23 protein-coding genes are annotated in these 24,427 nt (G+C 67.7%); 14 read left to right on the top strand and 9 right to left on the bottom strand.

Annotation, left to right across the window (positions count from 1 at the left end; genetic code table 11):
• Positions 1–14: 14 nt before the first annotated feature.
• The 3 genes from ABH928_RS32455 to ABH928_RS32465 all read right to left on the bottom strand — a co-directional run bounded on the left by ABH928_RS32455 (position 15) and on the right by ABH928_RS32465 (position 2,623).
• Positions 15–1,205 carry a cation:proton antiporter gene (locus ABH928_RS32455; protein WP_370072258.1) on the bottom strand — a complete coding sequence of 397 codons (1,191 nt, stop codon included), beginning with the start codon at positions 1,203–1,205 and terminating at the stop codon, positions 15–17.
• A gap of 111 nt (positions 1,206–1,316) precedes the next feature.
• Positions 1,317–1,709, bottom strand: a complete 393-nt coding sequence (locus ABH928_RS32460; RefSeq protein WP_370072259.1) for a Zn-ribbon domain-containing OB-fold protein — start codon at positions 1,707–1,709, stop codon at positions 1,317–1,319.
• A gap of 170 nt (positions 1,710–1,879) precedes the next feature.
• Positions 1,880–2,623: a TetR family transcriptional regulator gene (locus tag ABH928_RS32465; RefSeq protein WP_370072260.1), complete on the bottom strand. Its 744-nt coding sequence runs from the start codon at positions 2,621–2,623 to the stop codon at positions 1,880–1,882.
• 101 nt (positions 2,624–2,724) lie between these two features.
• Here ABH928_RS32465 and ABH928_RS32470 point away from each other — a divergent pair, with 101 nt between their 5' ends.
• The gene (locus ABH928_RS32470; RefSeq protein WP_370072261.1) at positions 2,725–3,876 is read left to right on the top strand and encodes an acyl-CoA dehydrogenase family protein; all 1,152 of its coding nucleotides are present in this window, start codon (positions 2,725–2,727) and stop codon (positions 3,874–3,876) included.
• 83 nt (positions 3,877–3,959) lie between these two features.
• On the opposite strand, the gene ABH928_RS32475 is transcribed toward ABH928_RS32470, so the two are convergent.
• From ABH928_RS32475 to ABH928_RS32485, 3 genes are all read right to left on the bottom strand, one after another.
• Positions 3,960–5,207, bottom strand: coding sequence for a tyrosine-type recombinase/integrase (locus ABH928_RS32475; RefSeq protein WP_370072262.1), 1,248 nt, complete (start codon positions 5,205–5,207; stop codon positions 3,960–3,962).
• Between the two features lie 349 nt (positions 5,208–5,556).
• The gene (locus tag ABH928_RS32480; protein ID WP_370072263.1) at positions 5,557–6,186 is read right to left on the bottom strand and encodes a hypothetical protein; all 630 of its coding nucleotides are present in this window, start codon (positions 6,184–6,186) and stop codon (positions 5,557–5,559) included.
• 179 nt (positions 6,187–6,365) lie between these two features.
• Complete coding sequence (locus ABH928_RS32485) at positions 6,366–7,010, bottom strand: helix-turn-helix domain-containing protein (protein ID WP_370072264.1); 645 nt, start codon at positions 7,008–7,010, stop codon at positions 6,366–6,368.
• Between the two features lie 208 nt (positions 7,011–7,218).
• Here ABH928_RS32485 and ABH928_RS32490 point away from each other — a divergent pair, with 208 nt between their 5' ends.
• From ABH928_RS32490 to ABH928_RS32500, 3 genes are all read left to right on the top strand, one after another.
• Positions 7,219–7,509, top strand: coding sequence for a helix-turn-helix transcriptional regulator (locus ABH928_RS32490; protein ID WP_370072265.1), 291 nt, complete (start codon positions 7,219–7,221; stop codon positions 7,507–7,509).
• 365 nt (positions 7,510–7,874) lie between these two features.
• Positions 7,875–8,132: a hypothetical protein gene (locus ABH928_RS32495; RefSeq protein WP_370072266.1), complete on the top strand. Its 258-nt coding sequence runs from the start codon at positions 7,875–7,877 to the stop codon at positions 8,130–8,132.
• 154 nt (positions 8,133–8,286) lie between these two features.
• The gene (locus ABH928_RS32500; RefSeq protein WP_370072291.1) at positions 8,287–10,308 is read left to right on the top strand and encodes a protein kinase; all 2,022 of its coding nucleotides are present in this window, start codon (positions 8,287–8,289) and stop codon (positions 10,306–10,308) included.
• Positions 10,309–10,683: 375 nt separating this feature from the next.
• Here the strand turns inward: ABH928_RS32500 and ABH928_RS32505 are convergent, their stop codons facing one another.
• On the bottom strand, positions 10,684–10,977 hold the full coding sequence (locus ABH928_RS32505) for a hypothetical protein (RefSeq protein ID WP_370072267.1): 294 nt from the start codon (positions 10,975–10,977) through the stop codon (positions 10,684–10,686).
• A 379-nt stretch (positions 10,978–11,356) separates the two neighbouring features.
• Between ABH928_RS32505 and ABH928_RS32510 the strand changes: the two genes are divergently transcribed.
• Positions 11,357–11,872 (top strand): NUDIX domain-containing protein, encoded by a 516-nt coding sequence (locus tag ABH928_RS32510; protein ID WP_370072268.1) that lies wholly within the window; start codon positions 11,357–11,359, stop codon positions 11,870–11,872.
• 155 nt (positions 11,873–12,027) lie between these two features.
• Here ABH928_RS32510 and ABH928_RS32515 read toward each other — a convergent pair whose 3' ends face one another.
• Positions 12,028–13,044 carry a C40 family peptidase gene (locus ABH928_RS32515; RefSeq protein ID WP_370072269.1) on the bottom strand — a complete coding sequence of 339 codons (1,017 nt, stop codon included), beginning with the start codon at positions 13,042–13,044 and terminating at the stop codon, positions 12,028–12,030.
• A 392-nt stretch (positions 13,045–13,436) separates the two neighbouring features.
• Positions 13,437–13,928 (bottom strand): XRE family transcriptional regulator, encoded by a 492-nt coding sequence (locus ABH928_RS32520; protein WP_370072270.1) that lies wholly within the window; start codon positions 13,926–13,928, stop codon positions 13,437–13,439.
• Between the two features lie 274 nt (positions 13,929–14,202).
• Between ABH928_RS32520 and ABH928_RS32525 the strand changes: the two genes are divergently transcribed.
• From ABH928_RS32525 to ABH928_RS32565, 9 genes are all read left to right on the top strand, one after another.
• Positions 14,203–14,517 (top strand): hypothetical protein, encoded by a 315-nt coding sequence (locus tag ABH928_RS32525; RefSeq protein ID WP_370072272.1) that lies wholly within the window; start codon positions 14,203–14,205, stop codon positions 14,515–14,517.
• Positions 14,518–14,538: 21 nt separating this feature from the next.
• The gene (locus ABH928_RS32530) at positions 14,539–15,294 is read left to right on the top strand and encodes a hypothetical protein (RefSeq protein WP_370072273.1); all 756 of its coding nucleotides are present in this window, start codon (positions 14,539–14,541) and stop codon (positions 15,292–15,294) included.
• A gap of 96 nt (positions 15,295–15,390) precedes the next feature.
• Positions 15,391–16,833, top strand: coding sequence for a conjugal transfer protein TrbL family protein (locus ABH928_RS32535; protein WP_370072274.1), 1,443 nt, complete (start codon positions 15,391–15,393; stop codon positions 16,831–16,833).
• On the top strand, positions 16,830–18,377 hold the full coding sequence (locus ABH928_RS32540) for an SCO6880 family protein (RefSeq protein WP_370072275.1): 1,548 nt from the start codon (positions 16,830–16,832) through the stop codon (positions 18,375–18,377). The genes ABH928_RS32535 and ABH928_RS32540 overlap by 4 nt, the downstream gene beginning before the upstream one ends.
• A 3-nt stretch (positions 18,378–18,380) precedes the next feature.
• Positions 18,381–19,883 carry a VirB4 family type IV secretion system protein gene (locus tag ABH928_RS32545; protein WP_370072276.1) on the top strand — a complete coding sequence of 501 codons (1,503 nt, stop codon included), beginning with the start codon at positions 18,381–18,383 and terminating at the stop codon, positions 19,881–19,883.
• Positions 19,883–21,700 carry a type IV secretory system conjugative DNA transfer family protein gene (locus ABH928_RS32550; RefSeq protein WP_370072277.1) on the top strand — a complete coding sequence of 606 codons (1,818 nt, stop codon included), beginning with the start codon at positions 19,883–19,885 and terminating at the stop codon, positions 21,698–21,700. Before ABH928_RS32545 ends, ABH928_RS32550 begins: the two co-directional genes overlap by 1 nt.
• Positions 21,685–22,515, top strand: coding sequence for a hypothetical protein (locus ABH928_RS32555; protein WP_370072278.1), 831 nt, complete (start codon positions 21,685–21,687; stop codon positions 22,513–22,515). The genes ABH928_RS32550 and ABH928_RS32555 overlap by 16 nt, the downstream gene beginning before the upstream one ends.
• Before the next feature lie 155 nt (positions 22,516–22,670).
• Positions 22,671–23,357, top strand: a complete 687-nt coding sequence (locus tag ABH928_RS32560) for a hypothetical protein (RefSeq protein WP_370072279.1) — start codon at positions 22,671–22,673, stop codon at positions 23,355–23,357.
• 2 nt (positions 23,358–23,359) lie between these two features.
• Positions 23,360–24,421, top strand: coding sequence for a DnaB-like helicase N-terminal domain-containing protein (locus tag ABH928_RS32565; protein ID WP_370072280.1), 1,062 nt, complete (start codon positions 23,360–23,362; stop codon positions 24,419–24,421).
• The last annotated feature ends 6 nt before the right edge of the window (positions 24,422–24,427 follow it).

A 24,427-nucleotide genomic window follows, 5' to 3' on the forward strand; every position in this document is an offset into this window, starting at 1 on the left:
AGGCTGACCAACCGTCAGGCCTGGGCGGGCGCGCTCGGCTTGCCGCCCGAGCCGCCCTTGCCATCCTCGCCGCCCGAGCCGCCCGCGTTGTGTGCGGCGAGGGCGCCGGCGGCGGTCGCTGCGCCGATGCAGACCACCGCGCCGAGCAGCAGGGCGGCGGCCTCGCCGGGCGCCAACAGGTGGAGTTGGGTGCCGAGCGTCGCCGCCGCGACCGGAACTCCCAGCTGGGCTGCGGCCAGAACGCCGTAGGAGACCGGCTGTCCGCTGACGCGCATCAGCCCGTGGGCGACCACGGCGGAGACGCCCAGCAGCACGCCGAGCAGGATCGCCGACGGATGGTCGACCAGCTGGCTCAGGTCCAGGGAGGCCCCGAGCCAGACGAAGAACAGCGGCCCGAGGAAACCCTCCGAGAGCGCGAACAACTGCTTGGCCAGCCGCCGGGGTTCGCCGACCCCTGCGACGGCGAGGCCGAAGGAGAACCCGGCCAGCATGATCGACACATGCGTCCCGGTGGCGAGTGCCGCCAGTGCGAACAGGATTGCCAGGCTGATCCGCAGCTCCAGGGCGAACTTGCGGTGCTGGGACAGCCGGTGGATCCGCCGCCGCAGGCCCGAGCGCTCGCTCTGACGCAGTACCAGGAAGACCACCACCGCGCAGGCCAGCACCGCCGCCGCGCCGACCGCCGCACGTGCCGCGTGCGCGGGGTCGACGGCCAGCGGCAGCGCGACGATGCAGAGCGTGTCCGCGATCGCGACCTGCGGCAGCAGTTCCAGCACGGGTGGGCCGCCGAGCCGTAGCGAGTCGATGATCGGCAGGATCAGCGCCGCCGACGACGACGCGATCAGCACCGCGTACATCGCGGTGTGCCCGGTGTGGAAGCCGCGCGAGAGCGCGAAGGCCGGGCCGACCGCGATCGCCCCGATGGCAGCGGCCCGCAGGAAGCCCTTGCCCAGACCGCTGCGCAGCGCCCTGTCCCGGACCGGGACGTGCGCCCCGGCCACGAACATGATCAGCGCGAAGCCGATGTCGGCGAGGAAGGTGAAGGTCTGGTTGTTCGCGTCCAGGTAGCCGACGAAGGTGGGCCCGAGCAGCACCCCGGCGACCAACTCGCCCAGCACCGCCGGGAGCCGCCACTGCGTCGGCAGCGCCAGCAGCGGGCCGAGCAGCGCGACCGCCGAGATCACCGCCAGGGTCGTGAAACTCACGTCGTGTCAGCCTCCGCCGGTGAGCGCGTCGACAAGCGCCTTGGAGCGCCTTGGAGCGCCTCGGAGCGCTCGATGAGTGAGGAGCTTAACCGGGGCGGACGCAGACGCTCGTCAGGCGCAGGCGCGGAAGACCGGCAGCTGTCCGCCGTCGGCGGGACCGGCGAGGCGGACCCTGGTGCCCTCGGGCACGGTGCCGGGCAATGCGTCGTCCAGGGAGGCCTGGACGGTGAAGCCCTCGTCGAGGACGACCAGGCAGTGCGTCTCGTAGTCGCCGAACTGGCGGTGACGCGGCGTCAGTACCCGGTGCACGGTGCCGGTTCCGGCGCTGGCGCGCTCCATCAGCTCCGAGCAGCCGCAGATCGGGCAGAGCAGCGCGGCCCGACCGGTGGCCGAACCGCACCACGGGCAGCGGTGGTAGCGCAGCTCCGGCTCGTCGCACGGCAGGTCGGCGACGGCGGTGCTGCCGATGGCAGGAACGGACGGCAGGGTCAGGGTCGAGGGCATGGGGGCTCCAGCGAACGGTGAGGGGAGGACGTTCAGCGGCTGATGCCACGCTGACTGTATGGCACTGAGTGCCTCCCGTAAAGGCACTCAGTGCCCTCGCCTGTTCGCGGGGTCTCCGGAACCCGGTTCCCCGATTCCCCGGTCCCCGGAACTCCGGACCCCCGCCGCTGTCAGCTGCCGCCGAGCGCGCCCTCCACGTCGCGGACCACCCGCCACAGCGGCGTGCCCTTGCGGGCCAGCAGCACCACGACCTCCTCGTCCGGCCGCTCGCCGTCGACGCCGTCCGTGCCACCGCCGCCGTGCGGCCCCGCGGAGTCGGAGAAGGCGCGCACTACGTAGCCGAGCGCCTGGTCCATCGCCGCCTGCACGTCGCCCTCGCCACCCGCGCGCAGCCAGGTGCGCAGGGCGTGGTTGTGCGCGGCGACCACGGCCGCCGCCACGACGTCCGCGCGCAGCGCGCCGTCGGCACGGCCCGCGCCGCGCTCGCGCAGGTGCTCGGCGAGCGCGAGCTCGTAGCGCCACACGACGGAGAGTTCGTGCGCGCGCAGCCCGGGAACCTCGCGGGTCAGCCGGTAGCGCTGCACCGAGAAGAGCGGGTCGGCCGCGTACATCCGCAGCACCAGCCGGGCCGCCTCGCAGACCTGCTGCACCGGGTCGCCGTCGGCGGGCGCGTCGCGCAGGTACTCGGTCATCTCGACCAGGCAGCCCTCGTGGTCGGGGAAGACCACGTCCTCCTTGCTGGGGAAGTAGCGGAAGAACGAGCGTCGGCCGACGCCCGCGAGGGCGACGATGTCGTCGATGGTGGTCTGCTCGAAGCCCCGGTCGAGAAAGAGCTGGAAGGCGGCCTTGATCAGCGACTCCCGCATGGTCGGGGCCGGTTTGGTCGCGTCTGCTCCCGCTGCTGCTGCACCCATGTGCAGAACGTAACACTGGAACCCGGCACTCAGCTCCCCATGGGGGGTACTGAGTGTGCATAATCGAGGGTACTGAGTGCCATCACTTCTCGGGAGCCACCGTGAGCGCAGAGTTCGACCTGTACCAGATCTCCGAAGAGCACCAGATGCTCCGGGAGACGGTCCGGTCCCTGGCCGAGGCCAAGATCGCCCCGTTCGCGGCGGACGTCGACGAGGAGGGCCGCTTCCCGCAGGAGGCGCTCGACGCGCTCACCGCGGCCGAGCTGCACGCGGTGCACGTCCCGGAGGAGTTCGGCGGCGTCGGTGCCGACGCGCTGGCCACCGTCATCGTGATCGAGGAGGTGGCCCGCGTCTGCGCGTCCTCCTCGCTGATCCCGGCCGTCAACAAGCTCGGCTCGCTGCCGGTCGTCCTGTCGGGCTCCGAGGAGCTCAAGCGCAAGTACCTCTCGCCGCTGGCCGCGGGCGAGGGCATGTTCTCCTACTGCCTCTCCGAGCCGGACGCGGGCTCGGACGCCGCGGGCATGAAGACCCGCGCGGTGCGCGACGGTGACTTCTGGGTGCTCAACGGCGTCAAGCGCTGGATCACCAACGCGGGCGTGTCGGAGTTCTACACGGTCATGGCGGTGACCGACCCCGAGAAGCGCTCCAAGGGCATCTCCGCGTTCGTGGTCGAGAAGAGCGACAAGGGCGTCTCCTTCGGCGCGCCGGAGAAGAAGCTCGGCATCAAGGGTTCGCCGACCCGCGAGGTCTACTTCGACAACGTCCGCATCCCGGCCGACCGCATGATCGGCGCCGAGGGCACCGGCTTCGCCACCGCGATGAAGACCCTCGACCACACCCGCATCACCATCGCCGCCCAGGCCCTCGGCATCGCCCAGGGCGCGCTGGACTACGCCAAGGGCTACGTGCATGAGCGCAAGCAGTTCGGCAAGGCGATCGCCGAGTTCCAGGGCGTCCAGTTCATGCTCGCCGACATGGCGATGAAGCTGGAGGCGGCCCGTCAGCTCACCTACGCGGCGGCGGCCAAGTCCCAGCGCGTCGACGCCGACCTGACCTTCTTCGGCGCGGCGGCCAAGTGCTTCGCCTCCGACGCCGCGATGGAGATCACCACCGACGCGGTCCAGCTCCTCGGCGGCTACGGCTACACCCGCGACTACCCGCTGGAGCGCATGATGCGCGACGCGAAGATCACCCAGATCTACGAGGGCACCAACCAGGTGCAGCGCATCGTCATGGCGCGCAACCTGCCGTAAGGCCAGGTCAGAGGGCCTATATCGGAGCGATCGGCGGAGGCCGCCGACGAGCTTGGATCATGATCCAAGTGCCCGTGTTGCATCTATGTTGCATGGGAGACGGCACGCGGGCGGAACAGGCGTCCGTCGATCGCTCGGATGGCTCGCTCATGCGAGTCCGGCAGCATGTGAATGTATGTACGGAGAGTGAACCCCGGGTCCGCGTGCCCGAGGTACTCGGCCAGCTCCTTGACCGACACCCCGTCGGCGAGGAGCACGCTCGCGTAGTAGTGCCGGAGGGCGTGCATGCCGTCATGCCGGGAGTTGATGAAGCGCTTGCGGCCACGGGCATCCCTGACAGGAGCGGGAGCCAGCCCTGCGGTGACGAGCGCCGGCCGCCAGACCGACTCGTTGTACAGGCGGGCGCGGAGAGCCCTCGAATCAGTCCACCGGAACAGCAGGTTGTGGGTGGCCAGCTTTCCGCTGGGCTTTTCCCACGGCAGCGAGTACGGCTCTGGCTTGAACTTCGCCTGGTGGGCCTGGATCGTCTGCGCGACCCATGCGGACATCGGCACGGCACGCTCCCTGTCGTTCTTCGGGAGGGCGTAGACGTACTCGGACCCGAGCTTCTTGATCTGCCGGCGCACTCGGACGACGTTGGCTTCGAAGTCGAAGTCCTCCAATGCCAAGCCGAATATCTCGCCCTGGCGAAGGCCGCAGCCTGCGCCGATGACCGGCACCGCGCGAACGAGGTCGCTGTGCGCGTCGATGACCGCGGCGAGTGACGCGTCGGTCCACGGGACGATCTTCTGGCCTATCCACTTGGGGACCTGCACGATCGATGCCTTGGCAGGATTCTTCTTCAGTGCTTCGTCGGCTACGGCCAAGTCCAGCACGCCCTGAAGGATCTGGAAGGCCGTGATGATTGTCGAGGGCCCGTGGGTTCTCGACAACTTTCCGATCCATGCCTGGATAGCCGAGGGGGTGATCGTACGAATCTGTCGCCGTGCGAACTCGGGTGCGACATGCAGGTGGTAGACGCCTTCATACCGGATCTGGCTGGCGGGGTCGACGATGCGGGAGCTGAGCCAGCGGCCCGCGACCTCATTGAAGATGATCTTCCCGCGGTTGGGGTCGAAGTAGTCGCCGCGGTGGACGTCGGTTTCCATGGCCTTGGCATGTGCTTCCGCATCGACCTTGCGCTCGAAGACCTTCGACCGTGGCTTGCCTGTGTCGTCGATCCAGCGGGCCTGCCAGCGCTTGCCTTTGCCATATCGGTCCGTTTTGACCTTCTCGTACCTCCCCTGCTTGTTCTTGACTGTTCTTGTCCATAGATCTGCAACATTTGCCAAGGTTTGATCCTTCGAGAGCCTCATGGCGGGCGGGCAGCCCTATGCGGCTGGAGCTCAACGAGCCGGGATGTACGCGGCTGCCTTGAGCGGCGCCCGTCTCGCAAAATGGTTCGCGGGGGAGCGTCCGATGGCGTTGGATGAGCCTCTCGGAACTACTTGCTCCACTTGGTCGGCGCGAGTGAGGGCCTCTGCCTAGCGCCGAACCCATCCGCGGGTGTCCGTTTCATCGCGGATGATCTGAAATGAGTTGCTTAGTTGAGCACCGCTCGTCGCAGCTTGAGGTCAACGTGCTTGATCTGAACGGCGGTTGCCTCGCCCCAGCGGACACCCGTGTAGGCCAGGAACAGGATTAGGGTCCGATAGGGGCCGCAGGCGTCGGCGAGCGCTTCCACCTGGACGTTGTCGAGGTAGACGTCTTCGGCAGGGGTGTACCGGGGAGCGGAACACCGATCGCAGGGTTCGTGCCGATCTTGTTGGTGCGCACCGCGTAGCCCAGTACGCCCTTGAGGACCACGTAGATCTTCCTGATCGTGGTGGCACTGAATGGCTTCTCGGCCTTGATCGAGTCCTCCATCAGGGCAGCCAGCCACTTCATAATGTCCTCGTGGCTGACTCGGGCCACCGACGTCGTACCCCAGCGCGGCAGTATGTGGAAGTCCAGAACGCCCTTGTAACGACTACGAGTTGAGCGCCGCAGATCCACCTTGCAGGCGAGCCACGCCTCGGCGACGTCAGCCATCTTGGTCCGCCCTGCAGCCGGGTCCTTGTGTGTACCGTCCCCGAGCTTCGACTCCAGCTCTGTCCGCTTGGCCTCGGCGTCGATCTTCTTGAGGAAGGTGAGGGCTCGTTCCTTGCCGTTGGGGTCGTACCAGCGCACACGGAACCGGCCCGGCAGCTTTCGCCCAGACGACTTCGCGTTCTTCACCGCCTCCTTGTAGGCAGCGTGGCTGATTCGATCTTCAATCCAGACTCGGGACATGGGTCTCCTCTATGTTCTGTGCATGACATGAATTGCGCTGTGCTCCCTCTTGCTGGGCCGCGTTGGGCAAGAGGCCCCGTAGGCCTGGCAAGGGGAACGAGAAGTCGGTACGCACGCCTACGAGGTCGTCAGGTGTCGTACCACTTTGGGAAGCCGCAGTTGCTGCGGTGGGGAACCGGCTACTCCTGGCCAGCCTGCTTCAGAAGAGCCAAGACCTCGTCGAGGGATGCGCCGTCGTTGATGGCCTGCTCTGCTTCGGCAACCAGATCCTGCAACTGCGCAGTCGCGTTGGCTGCCATCTGTGCGGTCTGTTCGTTGAAGCCCCTCAGCAACTCCTTCGCGCGGTCCTGGAGTACGGATCGAGCGAACTCGGCGCTCGTACGCTGGACGTCGGGGCTGGGAAGTCGCTCGATGGCTGATGCGTAGTAGAGCCGCGCGTCGCTCTCGGGCAGCGGCGCGTCGCCGCGGACCCACTGGAGCAGTCCTGCGTTGTCCTTGAGAACCACGTCGGGGGCCACTCGGACGGCGACTTCAGTCTCTCCGTTCTCTGGTAGTGCGAGCAGGTGGATCGGGGCTACGTCGAGAACCAGGGCGAGGCCCAGAAGTTCATCAACGGTCACGTCCCGCTTGCGCTGTCCGTTCTCGTTGTGCCGGCCGGACTCGATGTTGTTCAGCACCGAGTGAGTAAGCCGGACGAGGCCGCGTTCGGCGCACCTCTCGGCCAGTTGCTTGGCCGACCAACCGCGGCGAGCGCGTGACTCCTTGATCCGTAGCGCGACGGCATCGCTGACCGACAGCTCCGTCGGATCTGTTCCGCTGGTCAAGCGAACCTCCTCTTCTGTCTTATCGACCACCCTACGTCGATGGAGCCTTCTGTGCAATCGACAGAGTGGGAAATGTCGAGCAAGTAGAACTGTCGATTCGACAGCGCTGCACCTGAGCGGCCTCTGGCTGTCGAATCAGGGGAATCGTCCGGGCTTCCGACGACTAGCCAAGGATGGCTCTGTCTATATGACAGAAGGAAATGCCGTCTTGACAGAGTGGTTCCCGATAGATGAAGCTCAAGCCATCGGTCGAAACGACAGTCTATCTTGTCGAATCGACAAAGACAACAGATGGGTGCAGATGACGAGCATGGAACGCCTGTGGAGCCTCCGAGAGACCGCCGATTTCCTCGGTGTGCCCGTTAAGACCATGTATCAGATGAATTGGAAGGGAACCGCGCCGCGCAGTTTCCGCGTCGGCCGCTATCGCCAGTACGCACCGGCTGATGTCCGGGCCTGGCTCGAACATCGGGCGTCGCGGCAGTGGGACGGCAAATGAAGCGGGGAAGCGCCGTTGCGGCGCAGTCGCATAGGCCGTGGTGGTCCATTCAGGTTGCTGCAAAGCACCTTGGATTGTCCCCGACGGACCTTCAAGAGGCCGGAGTTGACGGCTGGGGTCCGCGGTACACGGAGGTTCGGGGGGTGCGGCGCTACCAACCCGCGGACGTGCGCGCCTGGTCCGTGGACGGAGCGCGGAGCGCGTCTGGGCTGTCCCGACGTAGTGGCGCTGGAGTGAGCCGATGAGCGGTGGGTGCAAACGGCTTTGCAACGGCTGGCCCGCGACCACTCCCCGCGGGCCGCCGCTCAGGCCGCTTGCCATCACCTCGTCCGGATCAATCACGATGCCATGCCCTGGAGTAGAAGATGAACATCAACCCGACTGACCGATACGCCGAGCAGCCGCCCCAGGAATGGATCGGCCACCTCTGGGTCTCCACGTGGAAGGACAAGGGAGGTATGTACGTCCGAGGACAGATCCTCGACGTTGCGCCCGGCCTCATCCTTATCCGCTGGCTGGACCGACGGCGCCGGGCCGACGAGTGGGTCCGCACCGACAGCGGCACCCTGCGTCGCTCTGCCGTAAAGGACTTCCTAGACGGCCCACCGACCATCATGAGCTAGGCAAGGCCCCAGCCCGACCTCAATCGGGCTGGGGCCTCCGCGCGTTGAGAGGGACAGTCGCTAAGCGGCTTCGGTGAAGTTCGTTACTGATCCTTGAGAGGCTGGGAGGGCAAGTCGACGCTGATCGTCATGCAGCACCCTGTCTGCCGTGTCCATGGCTATGCTGGCGGGCATGGCGGGGGTCGTGGGGCTGTTGGTGGGTGGGCGGTACCGGCTGGTGGAGCCAGTCGGGCAGGGCGGCATGGGCCGGGTGTGGCGGGGCCATGACGACCTCCTTGACCGCGAGGTGGCGGTCAAGGAGGTGCTGCTCCCTCCGGGCCTGTCGGGGCCGCTGCGGGAGGAGTTGGTCGCGCGCACCAAGCGTGAGGCACGGGCCGCGGCCCGGCTCCACCACCCGGGCATCGTGACTGTGTACGACGCGCCCGAGCACGACGGTACGCCGTGGATCGTCATGGAGTTCATCACCGGGCCCTCGCTGGCCGCGCTCGTCGCCCGGGAAGGGCGCCTGGGCTGGGAGCAGGTCGCTGCGGTCGGCGCCGCCATGGCGGAGGCGCTGACCCACGCGCACCGCGCCGGAGTGGTGCACCGGGACCTGAAGCCCGACAACGTGCTGCTGGTCGGTGACCGCACCGTGATCACCGACTTCGGCATTGCCCGCATCCTGGACACAGCCAGCCAGCTGACGATGACCGGCACCGTCATCGGCACGCCGCAGTTCATGCCCCCCGAGCAGTTCGAGGGCAAGGCGGTGGAAGCCCCCGCCGATCTGTGGGCCCTGGGTGCGACCCTCTATACCGCCGTCGAGGGCCGTCCCCCCTTCGATGGACCGACACTTACCGCGATCATCACTGCCGTGCTGACCCAACCCCTGCCTCCAGCCCCACAGGCTGGCCCACTGGCCACCCTTCTCGACGCCCTGATGGCCAAGGCCCCCCAACAGAGGCCGGATGCCGCCACCACAGCCCGGCATCTGCGCTCCCTGCAACGCCCCGACGAAGCCACCAGGCATCTCGCCCCCGCTCTGGCCCCACGTCCCCCGCGCCGTGGCCGTGCATCAATCGCACCGGCCACATACGGTCCTGCGCCGCACGAGAGTGCACCGCCGACGGCTCCTGGGAGTGCGGCGGTTCCGCCCATATCCGGGATCGTGAACGCGCCGGGCACAGGCACCACGCGGCGCGGACCAAGCCGCCGCAGCATCGTTCTCGGCGGCATCACCGCACTGTCCGCAGCCACCGCCGCAGCATTCCTGATCACCAACGGGCCGCAGCGGAGCGGCAGTGAGGGCGCGTACCGGTGGTCCGCCCTCACAGGCCACACGAACGCGGTGTTTTCAGTGGCGTTCAGCCCCGATAGCAGGACCCTCGCCAGCGGCAGCACCGACGAGACCGTCCGGCTGTGGGACGTGGCCACCCGGACCGGTACCGCCACCCTCACCGGCAGCGCCAGCGTGTCTTCGGTGGCGTTCAGTCCCGACGGCAGGACCCTCGCCAGCGGCAGCGGCGACAACACGATCTGGCTGTGGGACGTCGCCACCCGGAGCAATACCGCCACCCTGACCGGAGATACCGACGAGGTGTCTTCGGTGGCGTTCAGTCCCGACGGCAGGACCCTCGCCAGCGGTAGTTTCGACGAGACCGTCCGGCTGTGGGACGTCGCCACCCGGAGCCATACCGCTACCCTCACCGGCCATACCAACTTGGTGTCTTCGGTGGCGTTCAGTCCCGACGGCAGGACCCTCGCCAGCGGCGGCGGCGACAACACCGTCCGGCTGTGGGACGTCGCTACCCGGAGCCATGCCGCTACCCTTACCGGCCACACCGACTTGGTGTTTTCGGTGGCGTTCAGTCCCGACGGCAGGACCCTCGCCAGCGGCAGCGGCGACCACACCATCAGACTGTGGGACGTCGCCACCCGGACCAGTACCGCCACCCTCACCGGCCACACCGGCTGGGTGTCTTCGGTGGCGTTCAGTCCCGACGGCAAAACCCTCGCCAGCGGCAGCGAAGACAACACCATCCGGCTGTGGGACGTCGCCACCCGGACCAGTACCGCCACCCTCACCGGCCACACCAACGACGTGATTGGGGTGGCGTTCAGCCCCGACGGCAAGACCCTCGCCAGCGGCAGTTCCGACAACACCGTCCGGCTGTGGAGCGGTTCGACCTCTTGGTGACCGCTGACGTGCACTGCTCGAAGCGTGGTGACGGTTCATCAATGGGCAGGCTCGTGACCAGCACTGTACTTCGCCGTAACCGCTTAGGGCCTGCAGCAGCCCTCACGAGCGGTTCGCGCAAGCGCACACTGGAGACAGCCCCTGACTGTTGCGCGGGAAGTGCCCTTCGATCTTGAGAGGCCGGTTGGGGTGCGGCTCGTGTAGCCGCGCGGTTGACCTACGGGAACGCGCTGTGGGTAGTGTCCACGGCGATGGATCGCTGAGAGTCAGTCAGGGCCGACGGGATCCTGCGTCATGTAGGGATTTGCGCAGGTCTGCGCCCTGGCTCGTTGCGGTGATGCGCGGAGTCCCATTGGCCTTGAGCGCGAGCCCGTCTTACCGATTCTGCGCTTCCTTCGAGGTTTGCTGTGCAGGCCCGTTGGCGTAGGCGTTGCCTGGGTAGAGCTCGGGCTCGGTCGGGTCGATGCCCCACCGGGCGCAGCGATCGACCGGCAGGATCATGAACGAGAGTTCCGTAGTGTTGTGGAAGGCGGACCACCTGTCCCCCCAATGGTTCGCGGCCCGCCGCGTCCGCTCCCGTCGCAGGATGCCCCGATCCATATCGTGCACCAGCCAATCGCGGTGTCCCGTTGCCGCCCGGAACAGCCGGCGCAGTCGGATGACGAGCATCTAGCCCTCCTGGCACGCATACGTTTCTTGGTAGATCCTAGGCTGCTCCCCACTCCGCTAAACGCTGGGACAAGTGGGGTGATCCACTGGGCAGGTGTCGGGGCGACACCACCATGTGCTACCAGACCAGAGAGCAGACCTGTGGCGATGCCGACGGGAGCCTCGTCGGCCCTTCGCGTGCGCAAGGCAGGCGCAGAATCGACGAGAAGGCCCAGAGTCTCCGCACGTCACTTGTAGGGACTCGTAGCGATCTTCGTTCGACATCGGCGTGAGCTGGGCTGTTGTCGGCGGTCTCGCTGATGTTGCGCGGGTTCTGGCTCATCTTCTTTGCGCTTTCTTCGGGGAGGACCTGTCAGTGCCGTCCGGCATCGTGTGCGCCGTGGCCGAACTAGTGGAACGCGTTGACCAGGAAGATCACGTACTGGCAGTCGTGGAGCGGGGCGAGGCGATCCGCCAACGGTGGTTGCATCGCGTCGCGACGACCGTCTGCCGCGACTCGGAGGGCCGGATCCTGGTCCATCGACGTCCCGACGACGACTCCCGCTTTCCCGGCCAGTACAACTGGCTGCTGGGCGGCGCCGTCAACGTGGGTGAGACATACGAGGCCGCAGCGGCCCGGGAACTCGCCGAGGAGATCGGTGTCCGCGCCTCCGCACGGCTCGTCTTCAAGTACCTCTGCCGCGGAGTGATCAGCCCCTACTGGCTGGGCGTGCACGAGGCCACCATCACCCAGCCGATCACGCCGGATGCCTCTGAGGTCGCCTGGCACGCCTGGCTCACCGAGGCCGAACTCCGGGACGCGATCCGCAGCCCGTCCTTCGTCCCCGACGCCCAGGAAGCCTTCACCCGGTACCAGGCCCTGACCGGCCCGCCGGAACTCCCCCGCGTCGAGTGACCTTCCGTCCAGGAGACCGCTACCGTCAGAGAGGCGCTCCACGAGCGCACTCGACCTCATCGCTGCCGCCAGCGCAGTTGGCTCATCGGTTCTTCGCCCCGCGCAAAGTGGGCGAAGAACCGATGAGAAAGCGCAAAGTTCGATGAGTCCCTACATCACTGCACGATGCGTCGGAACGCGACGGCCTGCGCGTTCCAGTAGCCGTTATCGAATTTGGTGATCTCGATGGACTCGCCGGTTCTTGGCGCATCAATTACAAGATCATCACCGAGGAGCATCCCGACGTGACCCGGATTGGTCACGGTGCCGTCGCTGCCGGCGGTGAAGATCAGGTCGCCCGGCTTCAGGTCGGATGCGTTGTAGACCGGGGTACCGTCGTTGATCTGTGTGTAGGTGGTCCGGGTGATCGTGACGCCAGCGGCTTGGTACGCCATCATCATGAGCCCTGAGCAGTCGTAGGACGGGTCGCCCGTGCCGCCCCACTGGTAGGGCAGGCCGAGCTTGGACACTGCGAACTTGATGGCAGTCGCCACCGCGACGGGTGTTCCGGCAGGGAGCGTGAAGCCAGCGGGGAGGCTGACGGGGCTGGTGGTGACACCCCCGTTCCCGTCGCTGGTGCCGCCTGCGCAGTTCATGGCTCCGCCGCTGACCGTGGCGACCAACTGGCGGGCCAGGCTTTCCCACTTTGAGTACGCACCGGGGTACCCGGACTGCTGGACTGCCTGTGCCGCCTGGGTCACGGGGAGGTTCTGCCAGTTGGGGACCTGGACCAGCCGGCCGAAGAACGCCTTGCTCGCGTACACCGGGTCCATGAGCTGCGACGGTGACCCCCACCCCTGACTGGGGCGCTGTTGGAACAGGCCAACGCTGTCCAGGTCACCGCGGGGTAGGTTCACGAGGCTGGATTCCTGCATCGCGGTGCTGATTGCGACTACTGCGGCCTGTTGAGGCAAGTTCAGGTCCGCCGACACCTGGTAGATGATCTGCGCGTTGCTGATCTGCTCGCTGGTCAGGTTCACGCCCCCGGTGGCCGGGGAACCTGCGGAGACCGGGGCGGTGCAGTTGGCCGTGCCGATCGTCGTCGGGGTCACGGCGGAGGCGCCACCGGCGGCAAGCGCGACCGTCATCACCAAAGCGATCGGCGACGCGATCCCGGTCGCGATGCCGAGCACTGCCTTGTTCATGGCCCCCCTAGACGGCAGGCCAAGAGCAGAAGACACCTCGGTATCCGAGGGAGCACAGCAATTCAGCCTGATTCACTACAGCTAATGCACGCGGCGCTAAAGATAGGCAGAAGGCGAACCATGATGTCAACCAGAGTGGCTCAGGGATAGCACTTCAGTCAGCCAGAGTGAAGACATATCCGCTTGCCTTGATCCCAAATGTCCGAATTGAGTCAACGGGGCCGCTGGGCGGAATGGCCTTGGGGGCCTGTCGCGACCGGGCCCGACTCCAGAAAGTAACGATTGGCAAACGAAAGAACCCCCCGGCTGGGGGGGTTCTGCGCGCTTCTCGACAAGATGCTTAAAACGGACATATGCGAGCGTTTGTATCCCTGAGGTCGCTAGTCCTCGTCCTCGCTGCCGTGGAGTCCTTCGATCCTGCGGAGGGATCGCGCGAGGTCGAGCAGGGCGGCGACGCCCACGGCTGACAGCCCGTCGGCCTGGCGGGCGAGCTCTCGGATCGGCTGCTTCTGGAGGGCCTGGGCGAGTTGCAGCTCTGTGCGCGAAGGCTCCTGCCGCTTGGCCTCGTTGAAGTAGTCCAGCTTCACGTTGAACAGACGGGCTATGGCTGCGACTCGACTCAGTGTGGGGTCGGTGCGCTTGCCCTTCCTCAACTGCCACAGGTAGGTCGGCGAGATGACCGACTGTCCCGCGGCCTCATTGATCAGCTTGGCCGCTTCCGGCGTGCTGTAGGGGGCCCGGTCCTGGGGGTGTACCGACTTGAAAAGGCGGTTCAGTCGCTCCGCGAAGAATCCGAGCTCGGGCCCGTCCTCTTGAAAGTCTTCCAGGTCATCGTTGGTCATGGTCGGCGTTCTTCTCCCCTCGATCGCCATCGGCACATCGTTGCGCACAGTGACATCGAGCCGCCAGGCGAAACCCTGCGTATATCTGTGACCTCGCTCACGTCCACCTGAGTTGACTGTCTGCCTTCATTTCTGCCTATTGTTTGTCGGCAGTCCATTAGCCAGAGTGAAACGGCCTTCAAGGGGCGATCCGTGGGGTAACTGGGCTTTCTCGTCAGCATGATCATCGACGCGGGGGGTGGTCGATCCGAGCCGGGAGTACCCGGTTCTGGTCGGCCACTGATCCGCTGCGTTTGGAGCCCACATGTCTCTCCCACTTCATGTTGCGCACGCCGCGCACACCCTGCTGGCCGGCGCGATCAGCAATCCGGCTCCGGCCGACCCCACCAATGGCAGCAAGGGCACGAACCTCCTGCTGAGTTACGCGAAGTGGGGCAGCCTCATAGCCTGCGCGGTGGCTGCCGTCGTCTCGGGCGGCCTGATGGGCATAGGCCACCTCAGCAACCGGCCGGATGCGGCGGACAAGGGCAAGCGTGCGCTGATCTGGTCGCTCGGCGGCGTCATCGTCACGGCCTGCGCGATCCCGATGGTCAACACCGTTTTCGGCGCTTCGGCGTAGCGGGTAGGGGCTGACTCCATCGTGGCTAACCCGTTCCTTGCTCCGAAGCGACGCCGGGTCTTCCCGCGTCTGATCGCAGCTGCTGTGGCCCTTCTCGCCTTCGTGGCCGTGGGCGTCGCAGTGGAGTCCCAGCTCGGACCCCGTGCGCCCAAGACGTACGCGCCCCCGACGGCCATCCCTCTGCCTGGAGCGTCGGCGACAGCCGGCCCGAGCGATGAGCCCTCTGCCAGTAGTTCTCCTGCACTCAGCGGTGCGCTGCAACTGATCCAGGGCGCCCAGCTCGTCAACGGCGTCCGGATCGGCTACCCCCACTCCACGGCCGGTGCCGTGTCAGCCGGGGTCGAATACATGCAGCAGATCGGTTCCACGCTCGACCCCGACCGTGCCGCTGCTGTCGGTCGGCTCGTCGCGGACCCTTCCTGGTCGGACGCTCCACAGCAGCTGGCACAGGGGCCCACGATCACCCGCAAGGAGTTGGGCCTGCCCGCGACCGGCCAGGTGCCGGCCAACGCCTCGGTGGTTCTGGCGCCGGTCGAGTATCAAGTCCTGTCGGCAACGGCGAACTCCGCGAAGGTGCTTCTTCTGGCCACCTACACCACCAGCTCGCCCGGTCAGGGCATCCAGACCCGGATGGGTGTCTACCCGCTGGACATGCACTGGTCCGCGGGGGACTGGCACGTCCTCGCTTCGACCGACACCACGAACTACAGCAGCTTGACCGCTCAGCCGGAGTCTCCCGATGCCTCGGCCAAGGGTTGGCAGGAGCTGAAGCAGTGACGAACACGATCAACCGAACTCGCGCCGTGGGGGAGTGAGATGTCCTGCATCACCGACCCCATCAGCTGCGTCGCAGGTCCCGTTGTCACTGGCGGCGTGGACAGCCTCGCCTCCAGCGCCTGGAACAACATCTGCAAGAGCTTCGCGGACGCGGCCACCTCTGTCCTGACCAGCTTCGCCAAGGCGTTCGTCGCTATTCCGGACGTGGACCTCACGTCCACTGGGCTGCGTAGCGTCTTCGCCATCTCCCTCGGTCTGTCCAGCCTCGTAGCTGTACTCCTGTTGCTGGGTCAGGTCGTGCGGACCGTCGTCACGCACGACGGGTCACCGCTGGCGACCGGCCTCGTCGGTGTCGGCAAGGCGGCGCTCGCCTTCATGCTCACCCTGAGCGTCGCCTCCACGTGTCTGCTGGCCAGCGACGAGATCGCCAGGTGGATCGTCGACAACAGCTTCGGCGGAACCCAAGCCTTCTCGGACAAGATCGCGAATCTGGTTGCCTGGGACCCCCAGACCAGCGGCAGTTTGCTGCTCATCTTCGGCATCCTCGGCATCCTGCTCGTCGTCGTGCTCTGGTTCGAGATGCTGCTGCGGAACGCCGCCATCGCCGTGCTGATCGCGACCTCTCCGATCGCCGCCGCGGGAATGATCTCGGAGACCACCAAGTCCTGGTGGTCCAAGCTGGTCGCCTCAACCGTGCAGCTCATCATTCTCAAGCCGATCGTGGCCTTGGTCTTCGTATTGGGCTTCAACCTCGCCGGTGGCTCCCAGGACCTGGAAACCACCCTGTCCGGGATGCTGGTTCTCCTGCTGGCAGCCCTCGCCTGGCCCTCCATCGCCCGCTTCTTCAGCTTTGCCAACGTCCAAGCCGGCGGCGGTGCCGGGCTCGGAGCGCTGCTCGGCTTCGCCGGAGGCCGACTCAGCGCCCCGGGCGCGGGCGGCCCCGCGGGCGTCGAACCGGGGGAGTTCGGCCCGGCCGCCGCTGACCGGACGATGAGCAGCTTCGCAAGCAAGGGCGGCGGCCAGGTCGCCGGCTCCGTCGCAGGCGGAAGCGGGGCAGCTGGTGCCGCCGGTGGCGGTGCGGCTGCCGGCCCCGTGGGGCTGTTCGCCGCAGCCGGTGTCCGGCTTGCCCAACAGGCCGTCAACTCGCTCGCGGGCGGCATGGACAAGATGGCCGGACACGCCGGAATGCAGGCCGCCCCGGGCGCGCAGCCCGCCGGGTACGTGTCCCGCTACGGCAATCCCCGTGCACCGCTGAACACGAGCACCGGAACCGGTGGCCAAGCAGGAGTTCCCTCCTCGGGCGGAGCACCAGCACCGGACAACCAGCAAGCCCGCACTGAGGGAACGCCCGACCTACCTGTCACCGGGACGCCCCAGAGCGCGGATTCCTCGGCCGCTCCGTCGGGCCCACCCACCGTCGAGATGCCAGTGGTGCCCCCGGAGACACAAGCACCCAGCACGAATCCGGTACCGGCACCTGCCCCCGGTCCGTCCATGACGACCGATCTGAACACTCCTGAGGACGGAGGAACGAAGTGAGCGACGCCCAGTCCACTTCACGAACGTACTTCGGCTGGCAGCAGGAGAAGGTCGCGTTCATGTTCGGCATGTCCGCCCAGCGTGCGGCCATGCTTGGCGGCGGCGTCCTCCTCGCCGTCTGGCCGCTCGCGGCCTCCCGGCTCCAAGCCGGAATCGTCACCTGGCCGTTGTCCATACTCCTGGTCGCTCTGGCCTTCGCCCGGATCGCCGGGCGCACCGTAGACGAATGGGCGGTTGCCTACGTGAGCTTCACCTTCCTGCGCAACCGGCAGCAGAACAAGTTCCTCTCCGGCCCGTTCAACCCGGCCGCACGCACCTCGCGCGACGCCAACGGACCGACCATGGACCTCCCCGGCATCCTCGCGCCGCTCTCGATCCTCGAAGCGGACACCGGAAGCGGCCAGACCATGGCCGTCATCCACAACCGCACCGACCGCACCTTCACCGCGGTCGCCCGCATCCGCTACCCCGGAATCGGCCTGGTCGACTCCAGCCGCCGAGACCAGCGCGTGGCCGGGTGGGGACAACTCCTTTCCGGCCTGTGCACCGAGGGAAGCCCGATCGTCCGCGTCCAAGCCCTCCAGCGCCTGGTCCCCGAGTCCGGAGCAGCGCTCCACCGCTGGCACGCCGACCACCTCGCCGAGGACGCGCCCGCAGCCGCTGTGGAGATCACGAAGTCCCTGCTCGGTACGGCCACCCTCGCGACATCCCAGCGCGAGGCGTACCTGGCCTTCACCATGGACGGTTCACGGGCAGCGGGCCCCATCAAGAACGCAGGAGGCGGCACGGTCGGTGCCGCGGCCGTCCTGGTCCGCCACCTGAGGGCGTTGACCTCGTCGATCGGTTCCGCGGACCTCCAGGTCGAAGGCTGGCTCGCCCCCCGTGACCTCGCCGAGGTGCTGCGCACGGCCTTCGACCCGCACTCCGCCCGGATGCTCGCCGAACGACGCGCGACGGCCAACGCGGCAGCAGTCCGCGGACTCGAACCCGCCCCTGAACCCGGCGTCGCCGTCGGCCTGGCCGGTCCCGTCGCCACAGAGAGCGCCCGCGCGCACTACTCCCACGACGGCGCGCTGTCGGTGACCTACTGGGTCGCCCAGTGGCCCCGCACCAAGGTGTACTCCACCGCCCTCGCTCCACTGCTCGGCGAGGGAGAGCACCGCAGGGCATTCAGCCTGCACGTCGAACCGTTGACCCCGCGCGCCGCCGAGCGTGACGTCATGCGCGAGCGCACTGCCCGGCACGTCGCCGTCAGCATGCGCCACAAGTCCGGGCAGATCGTGCCCGAACACGAGAAGCAGGCACTGCGCCGCGCCGAGGACCAGGACGCCGAGCGCGCATCCGGCCACGGCCTGGTCCGCTTCAGCGCCTACGTCACCGTCACCGTCACCGACCCGGCTGACCTCGAAGACGCCTGCTCCGCGCTGGAAGCCGACGCCTCCGGTGCCCGCATCGAGCTCCAACGCCTCTGGTTCGCCCAGGACATCGGCTTCGCCTGCGGTGCGCTTCCGGTCGGCATGGGCCTGCCGAAGAAGCGGTGGTAAGCCATGAGCCCCCTCCTGAGCCGCCGTAAGCCAGCCGACCTCCCCGCCTTCGACCTGAGCCAGGTCCTGGGCACCCCCGCCCCCGAGACCCCTCAGGCCAACCCGGGCAAGGCGAAGAGGGAACCGCGTCAACCGCTCGCGCCGCGCCGCGGCTGGGCGCGTCCCTACGGCGGCCGGGCCCCGGTCATGCCGAGCGTTCCCGTCTTCCGGGGGAGCACCGGCCAGATCCAGGGCCTGTACCCCTGGCTCTACGGCGCTTCGATCCCACCGGTGGGCGTCTACATGGGCGTTGACTGCATGGCGGGTGGCGCGTTCTCCTGCCACCCCATCGAATGGCTCCACCGCGGGCTCATCACCAACCCCAACATCCTGGTCACCGGCGTGCCCGGCGCGGGCAAGTCAGCGACGCTCAAGGCGCTGTCCACCAGGCTGGCCGCCTACGGTGTGCGGACCTTCGTCCTGGGCGACATCAAGAACGAGTACGCCCCCCTGGCCCGCGCCTTCGGCGTTGAGCCCGTCGAACTCGGCCCAGGGTTGAAGGCCCGCCTCAATCCGCTGGACGCGGGGCCCCTCGGGGCAAACCTCCCTGCGGACCGCGAAGAGCTGCGCGAGCGACTGGACGAAATCCACCGCCGCCGCATCACCTTGCTCTCGTCACTGCTGGTCATGCGCCTCGGACGTCACCTGACTCCGACCGAGGAGGCCGTGCTCTCCCTGGCCATCCACCACGCCTCCGGCCAGGCCACCGGCAACACCGAGCTCGTGGACCCGACCATCCCGGACGTCTGGGCGCTGCTGCGCGACCCGCTCCCGGAGATGGCCGAAGAACTCCGAGTGCGCGATGCCGACGTGGCCGAACTGCGCGAGATGATCCGCCCCGCCGCCGACGCCCTGGGCAACATGGTCCGCGGCAGCCTCAGCGGCCTGTTCGACCGGCCCACGACCGTCCGACCGGACTTCGACGCACCGATCCAGACCGTCGACCTCAGCCGAATCGACGGACGCGGAGACGAGACCGTCGCCATGACCCTTGCCTGCGTCAGCAGTTGGGGCCAGGCCGCCATCGACGAGCCCGGCGGCCCCGTCCGCCTGGTCGTCCGCGACGAGCTGTGGCGCGCCATGCGCGTCCCCGCCATGATCCGCAAGCTCGACTCCGACCTGCGCCTGTCCCGCGCCCAGGGCACCATCCAGGTCCTCAGCACCCACCGCCTGGCCGACTTCGAGGCCGTCGGCGCCCAGGGCAGCGAGGAAGTCAGCATCGCCAAGAACCTGATCTCCAGCTGCGACGTCCGCATCTGCCTGCGCCAGGACACCGCCCCGCTGGCCATGACCCGCGACGCCATCGGACTGACCGACACCGAGTGTGCCCACATCGCCTCCTGGAGCGGCGAGCAGATCGGCCGCGCGATCTGGAAGATCGGCCGCTCCTCCAGCCATGTGGTGCAGACCGTGCTCTCGCCGATCGAGCGACAGTTGTACTATACAAACGAACGCATGGCTGTGTGATGGCCGCCAGCAACAGCACCGTCGCCCGACGCCCCCTGCTCGACGGGCCCAGCGACTACCTGATCGTGGTCCTGGTCATCGTGGTCGTCACCGCGACGATGGGGACATGGGCGACCGGACAGCTCGCCGGACTGCTCACCCACGCCGCCTGGCCCCCGGTGAGCTTCGGCGCGGCCTTCACCATCGCCCAGCAGATCCCGAGCCACTTCGGCGACCCCAAGCAGGCTTGGCCCGCCGCCGCGCGCGCCGACCTGCCCGGGCCGGTCGGCTTCACCGTCGCGGCCGTCCTGGTGCTCGCGATGATGGTGACCGCTGCCCTCTGGGTCATCAGGAACAGCAGGCGCAGCCGGTCCGTCCGCGGCTTCGCCTCGCACAACCAGCTGGCCCGCACGCTGTCCGCGACGGCGGTCGTGCGGCGGGGTCAGATCGTGCGCCCCTCGCTCACCGGCACCCAGATCACGGTTGAGGCAGTCGCCGTGACGCTCGGACGGACCTTGGCCGGCCTGGCGCTGTGGGCGATCGTGGAGAGCAGCGTCCTAGTGCTCGCGGCACCGCGCCAGGGCAAGACCAGCCAGGTCATCATCCCGTGGCTCCACGCCTGGATGGGGCCCGCGCTCGTCACCAGCCTCCGCGGCGACGTGCTGGAGGCCACCGCACTTGGCCGCCGCGCTGCCGGGCCGGTTGCCGTCATGGTCCCCACCGGGATGGTCGACTGGCCGGACCAAGCGCAGTGGTCGCCGACATCCGGCTGCGAGAACTTCGGCAAGGCCATGCAGCGCGCCGACCTGATGGTCCAGATCGGGAAGTCGGAGACCTCCGACAGCAGCGGCGCCGGATTCTTCGGAGCCACCGCCACCTCACTCCTCGCCGGTTGGCTGCACGCGGCAGCCATAACCGACCACACGATGGAGGACGTCCTGCGCTGGGGCTTCAACCCCAGCATCGAGGAACCTATCAAGCTCCTGGCCAACTCGGACCGCGCCGAGCCCGGCGTCGCGGACATGCTCGACAGCCTCTACCGCAACCCCGGCGACACCCGCGCGAACCTCTTCGCCACCGTCCAGACGGCCCTGACGCCGCTGTTCGCACCGATGGCGCGACGCACCTTCGTCCCGGCCCGAGGAGAAGGGCTCGACATCGAAGCCTTCCTCAAGGACACCGGCACCCTCTACCTCCTGGTCGGGGAACAGGAGTCACGTGCGCTGGCACCGTTGATCACGGCCTTCATCGACGAGTTCACCGAGACCGCGAAGCGTCTCGCCGACCGCTCTCCCGGCGGTCGGCTCGACCCGCCGCTCGGCATGATCCTGGACGAGGTCGCGAACGTCTCACCGCTCCCGCACCTGCCCGAACTGCTGTCGTTCGCAGGCGGATCCGGAATCTTCATCACGGCCATCGCCCAGAACTTCGCCCAGCTCCGCAAGCGCTGGGGCAAGGAAGGCGCGGACATGATCTGGGGTGCTTCCACCGTGAAGATCGCCCTCGGTGGACTGGCCGGCGAGGAGCTCGACGAGTTCAGCAAACTCGGAGGCATCTACCGCGAGTCGCTGACGACCTACCAGTCGGGCACCCACGGCACCACCATGCAGACCACACTTCAGGACCGGAAGACGATCTCCCCGGACGAGATCCGCACCCTCAACGAAGAGCGGCGCGAAGCGCTGGTCATCCATGCCACCACCCCGGTCACCAAGGTCATCATGCAGCGCCACTACGAAGGCCCGCACGCCGCTGATTTCGCCAAGTCCGTCGAGTGGGCACGCGAGTACCGCCAGCAGGGCCGGCCGGAAGGCGAGGCGGCATGGGCCGGGCACTGACCGAGAGCGAGGGCCTGCGCGGGGCACGACAGGACGCCCGCTACCGCGATGGCCGCTGCCCGCAGTTCGATCCCTTCGACGATGGGTGGTTCGCCTTCCACGACCGCGGACAGACCAGCAAGGGAGTAGACGGAGCCAGCTACGTCGGCGTCGTCCACACCGACACCGAGCAGCTGTACATGAAGATCAGCAGCCCCGGCTACTTCGAGTCCGTTCCCGTGCAGGAGGACCCCACCGGCTGGCTCAGCGACCGTGCGTCCCGGCGCGAACAGCCGCTGGCTCCACTCGCTGATCTCGGCTGTGACTCCCGAAGCGACCGCGAGGACCAGGTCCTCGCGTTCGTCGCCCAAAGACCCGCAGACCTCAGCGAACTGGCCTGGATGCCCACCAGCGTATTCACGACGCATCGCAGGTACGAGCTCTACGACGCGATGCTCACCCTCCGGGCCCGGGGCCAGGAGATCACCCCGGAAAGAACGTTGGCGATCCTGGAGCGCCGCCTCGAAGACATCTACCCAACAGGCCTGTGGATCCCGCGATACGAGCTCCACGACTTCAGCGCCTACCTCACGCGGCTCCGGGCGACGCCGAGTGATCCCGTCACCGCCATGGAAGCGGCCGAACGCCTCCTCACTGACGACCACCGAGCAGTGATCACCCACCAGAGCGGCCAACCAAGCCTTGTCCGCCCGCCGGTGATCAGCTCAAACGAGGCGACGACCCAGCTCGTCGAGCACACGCGCACGCAGCTGCTGTCGCCGCCCAATGCACCGACACCGCACGTAACCTCACGCACGATCCAGGGTCACCCATGAGCGATACGGAATACCAGCCCATCGGCAGGGTCAAGGGGCGTCCCCGCATCCGGAGACCCCGCCTTCCCCGTTCCACGGCGACCGCACTCCCGGGACCCAGCAGCCACGGCTCGGCTGCGGCGTCCGCGAGGCCCGATCTGGTCGAGTGGCACGCGATGAGCCCGAGCGAGCGCGCCGTCAACTGGGCCGAGCTCTGCACCTGGGTCACCTGGCTCTACGACCGGTACGAGCTCTCGGTCGAATCCCGGCTCCCGGAGTGCTGGGCCGAACATCCCGGCATGATCGAAGAGCTGTGGGCGCTGATGATCTGGCGCAAGGAGATCTACGGCTCCGAACAGCCAGCCGGCCAGGCGGCCCGCTACTGGCACACCGAACTGCGCGTTGTCACGGCAAACGCCGCAACCTACTACGCGTCCAACTGCCGTACCGGGCACCGGAAGACCTACGCGCGTGCAGCCGAGTCGGTCGAACTCCAGGAACGATGGCGCACCGCCGACCCCTGGTCAGGCATCCCGTCCACCGTGCTGGCCGCGCAGGAGACGACAGAGAAGGCCAACCCACCCGGCACCATGTCGAGCGCTGCCATGCGGGACGCCGTCGCCAACGGCGACGCCACGGAACTCAGCCCGGCCATCCCGGAGTACGTCCGGCTGCGCGGCAGCTGGTGGCTGGACACAGGCGATGAGCGCTGGGTGCTCGTCACCGACGAGGCATTCGCCGCCAAGCTCGACGCCTCCGCCTCAGCCATGGCAGAGGCCACGGCGGCAACGCAGCGACGCAGGGCGTCCCGGCAGCTGTTCGCGGATGACTCCGCGGATCACGAGCACGGATCGAGGAACTGACGATGACCAATCCGAACCTGTCCCTTCGGGCGGAGCAGGCCGTCATCGGCGCGCTCCTCCAGGACCCAACCGCGCGGGAGGAAATCGCCTACCTGAAGGCGGACCGTTTCACCCACCCCACCTACCGGGAGGTCTTCGCCGAGCTGGACAACAGCGGAGCCGTAAGGGCCGCGGAGCTCCCCGAGCGCATCGCGGACCGGCTGAAGCTTCCAGGCGTCGACGCGACCTACCTGCGCAACCTGGCAGCGAACTGCCCCGAGCCTGCGGACATCGCCGTCTACGCGCGGATGATGCAGGAGACGTACGTCCGCAGCCAACTCGCCTCACACGTGGATCGCATCGCCGCCAGTGCGGGGACGGTCCGAGGGGCCGACCCGAAGCTCGATCATCTCGACCGGCTGGCCCAGGCCCTTGCGCGCCAGGCCGCACCGTCGCACATCGAAGTCCAGCTCGAAGCCGCCCCCGCTACCTATCAGCCGACCGTGGTGGAGGTCGAGACGACCGTGGTGGTCGACGACAGGCGCCAGCGTGAAGAGCTGGTGCTCGCCGACCTTCTCCAACACGGCGAACAGGTCGCGGAAGTCGAGGTCTGGCTGTCGCCAGGGAGCTTCGAACCCGGGCCACGCCGTGAGGTCTACGAGGCGATCCTCGCGGTTTACGCACAGGGTGAGCCCGTGAACGAGCTGACCGTTGCTTGGGAGCTCGGCCGCCACACAGCGACAGTCGTCTATGCGAATGAGGTGGAGGTCTACCAGGAGCCGGCGGGGCCCGCATACCTGGCCCACCTCATGGCCACAGCTGTGGTCGTCGGCGTTGCGATGGAGGTCGGCCACGAGCTGTTCGTTGAGGATCTGCGCACCGATCTTGCCCACGACGCGAGCCGAATCGGCGCGCAGGCCGCCGAGGGGGAGCGAGCCGAGTCGTCCGCGCGCCAGGAGCTGACGCAGGTGCAGAACGCGAGGCCCGCGCCCCAGCACGACAGCAGCCTCTTTCAAACTCACGGAAGCCTCCAACCGCCACCAGCACAACCGCTGCCCGACAACCAGCCCACGATCCGGCCGTGAAGGGGG

Origin of the sequence: Streptacidiphilus sp. MAP5-3, assembly GCF_041262505.1 — a bacterium.
Classification (GTDB): domain Bacteria; phylum Actinomycetota; class Actinomycetes; order Streptomycetales; family Streptomycetaceae; genus Streptacidiphilus.

What these genes read in the sequence shown, in the direction of transcription:
- ABH928_RS32460 (WP_370072259.1), bottom strand. Translation starts at nt 1,709, where the DNA reads ATGCCCTCGACCCTGACCCTGCCGTCCGTTCCTGCCATCGGCAGCACC.
- ABH928_RS32465 (WP_370072260.1), bottom strand. Translation starts at nt 2,623, where the DNA reads ATGGGTGCAGCAGCAGCGGGAGCAGACGCGACCAAACCGGCCCCGACC.
- ABH928_RS32480 (WP_370072263.1), bottom strand. Translation starts at nt 6,186, where the DNA reads ATGTCCCGAGTCTGGATTGAAGATCGAATCAGCCACGCTGCCTACAAG.
- ABH928_RS32495 (WP_370072266.1), top strand. Translation starts at nt 7,875, where the DNA reads ATGAACATCAACCCGACTGACCGATACGCCGAGCAGCCGCCCCAGGAA.
- ABH928_RS32500 (WP_370072291.1), top strand. Translation starts at nt 8,287, where the DNA reads ATGGCTATGCTGGCGGGCATGGCGGGGGTCGTGGGGCTGTTGGTGGGT.
- ABH928_RS32505 (WP_370072267.1), bottom strand. Translation starts at nt 10,977, where the DNA reads ATGCTCGTCATCCGACTGCGCCGGCTGTTCCGGGCGGCAACGGGACAC.
- ABH928_RS32520 (WP_370072270.1), bottom strand. Translation starts at nt 13,928, where the DNA reads ATGGCGATCGAGGGGAGAAGAACGCCGACCATGACCAACGATGACCTG.
- ABH928_RS32525 (WP_370072272.1), top strand. Translation starts at nt 14,203, where the DNA reads ATGTCTCTCCCACTTCATGTTGCGCACGCCGCGCACACCCTGCTGGCC.
- ABH928_RS32545 (WP_370072276.1), top strand. Translation starts at nt 18,381, where the DNA reads ATGAGCCCCCTCCTGAGCCGCCGTAAGCCAGCCGACCTCCCCGCCTTC.
- ABH928_RS32550 (WP_370072277.1), top strand. Translation starts at nt 19,883, where the DNA reads ATGGCCGCCAGCAACAGCACCGTCGCCCGACGCCCCCTGCTCGACGGG.
- ABH928_RS32555 (WP_370072278.1), top strand. Translation starts at nt 21,685, where the DNA reads ATGGGCCGGGCACTGACCGAGAGCGAGGGCCTGCGCGGGGCACGACAG.
- ABH928_RS32560 (WP_370072279.1), top strand. Translation starts at nt 22,671, where the DNA reads ATGAGCCCGAGCGAGCGCGCCGTCAACTGGGCCGAGCTCTGCACCTGG.
- ABH928_RS32565 (WP_370072280.1), top strand. Translation starts at nt 23,360, where the DNA reads ATGACCAATCCGAACCTGTCCCTTCGGGCGGAGCAGGCCGTCATCGGC.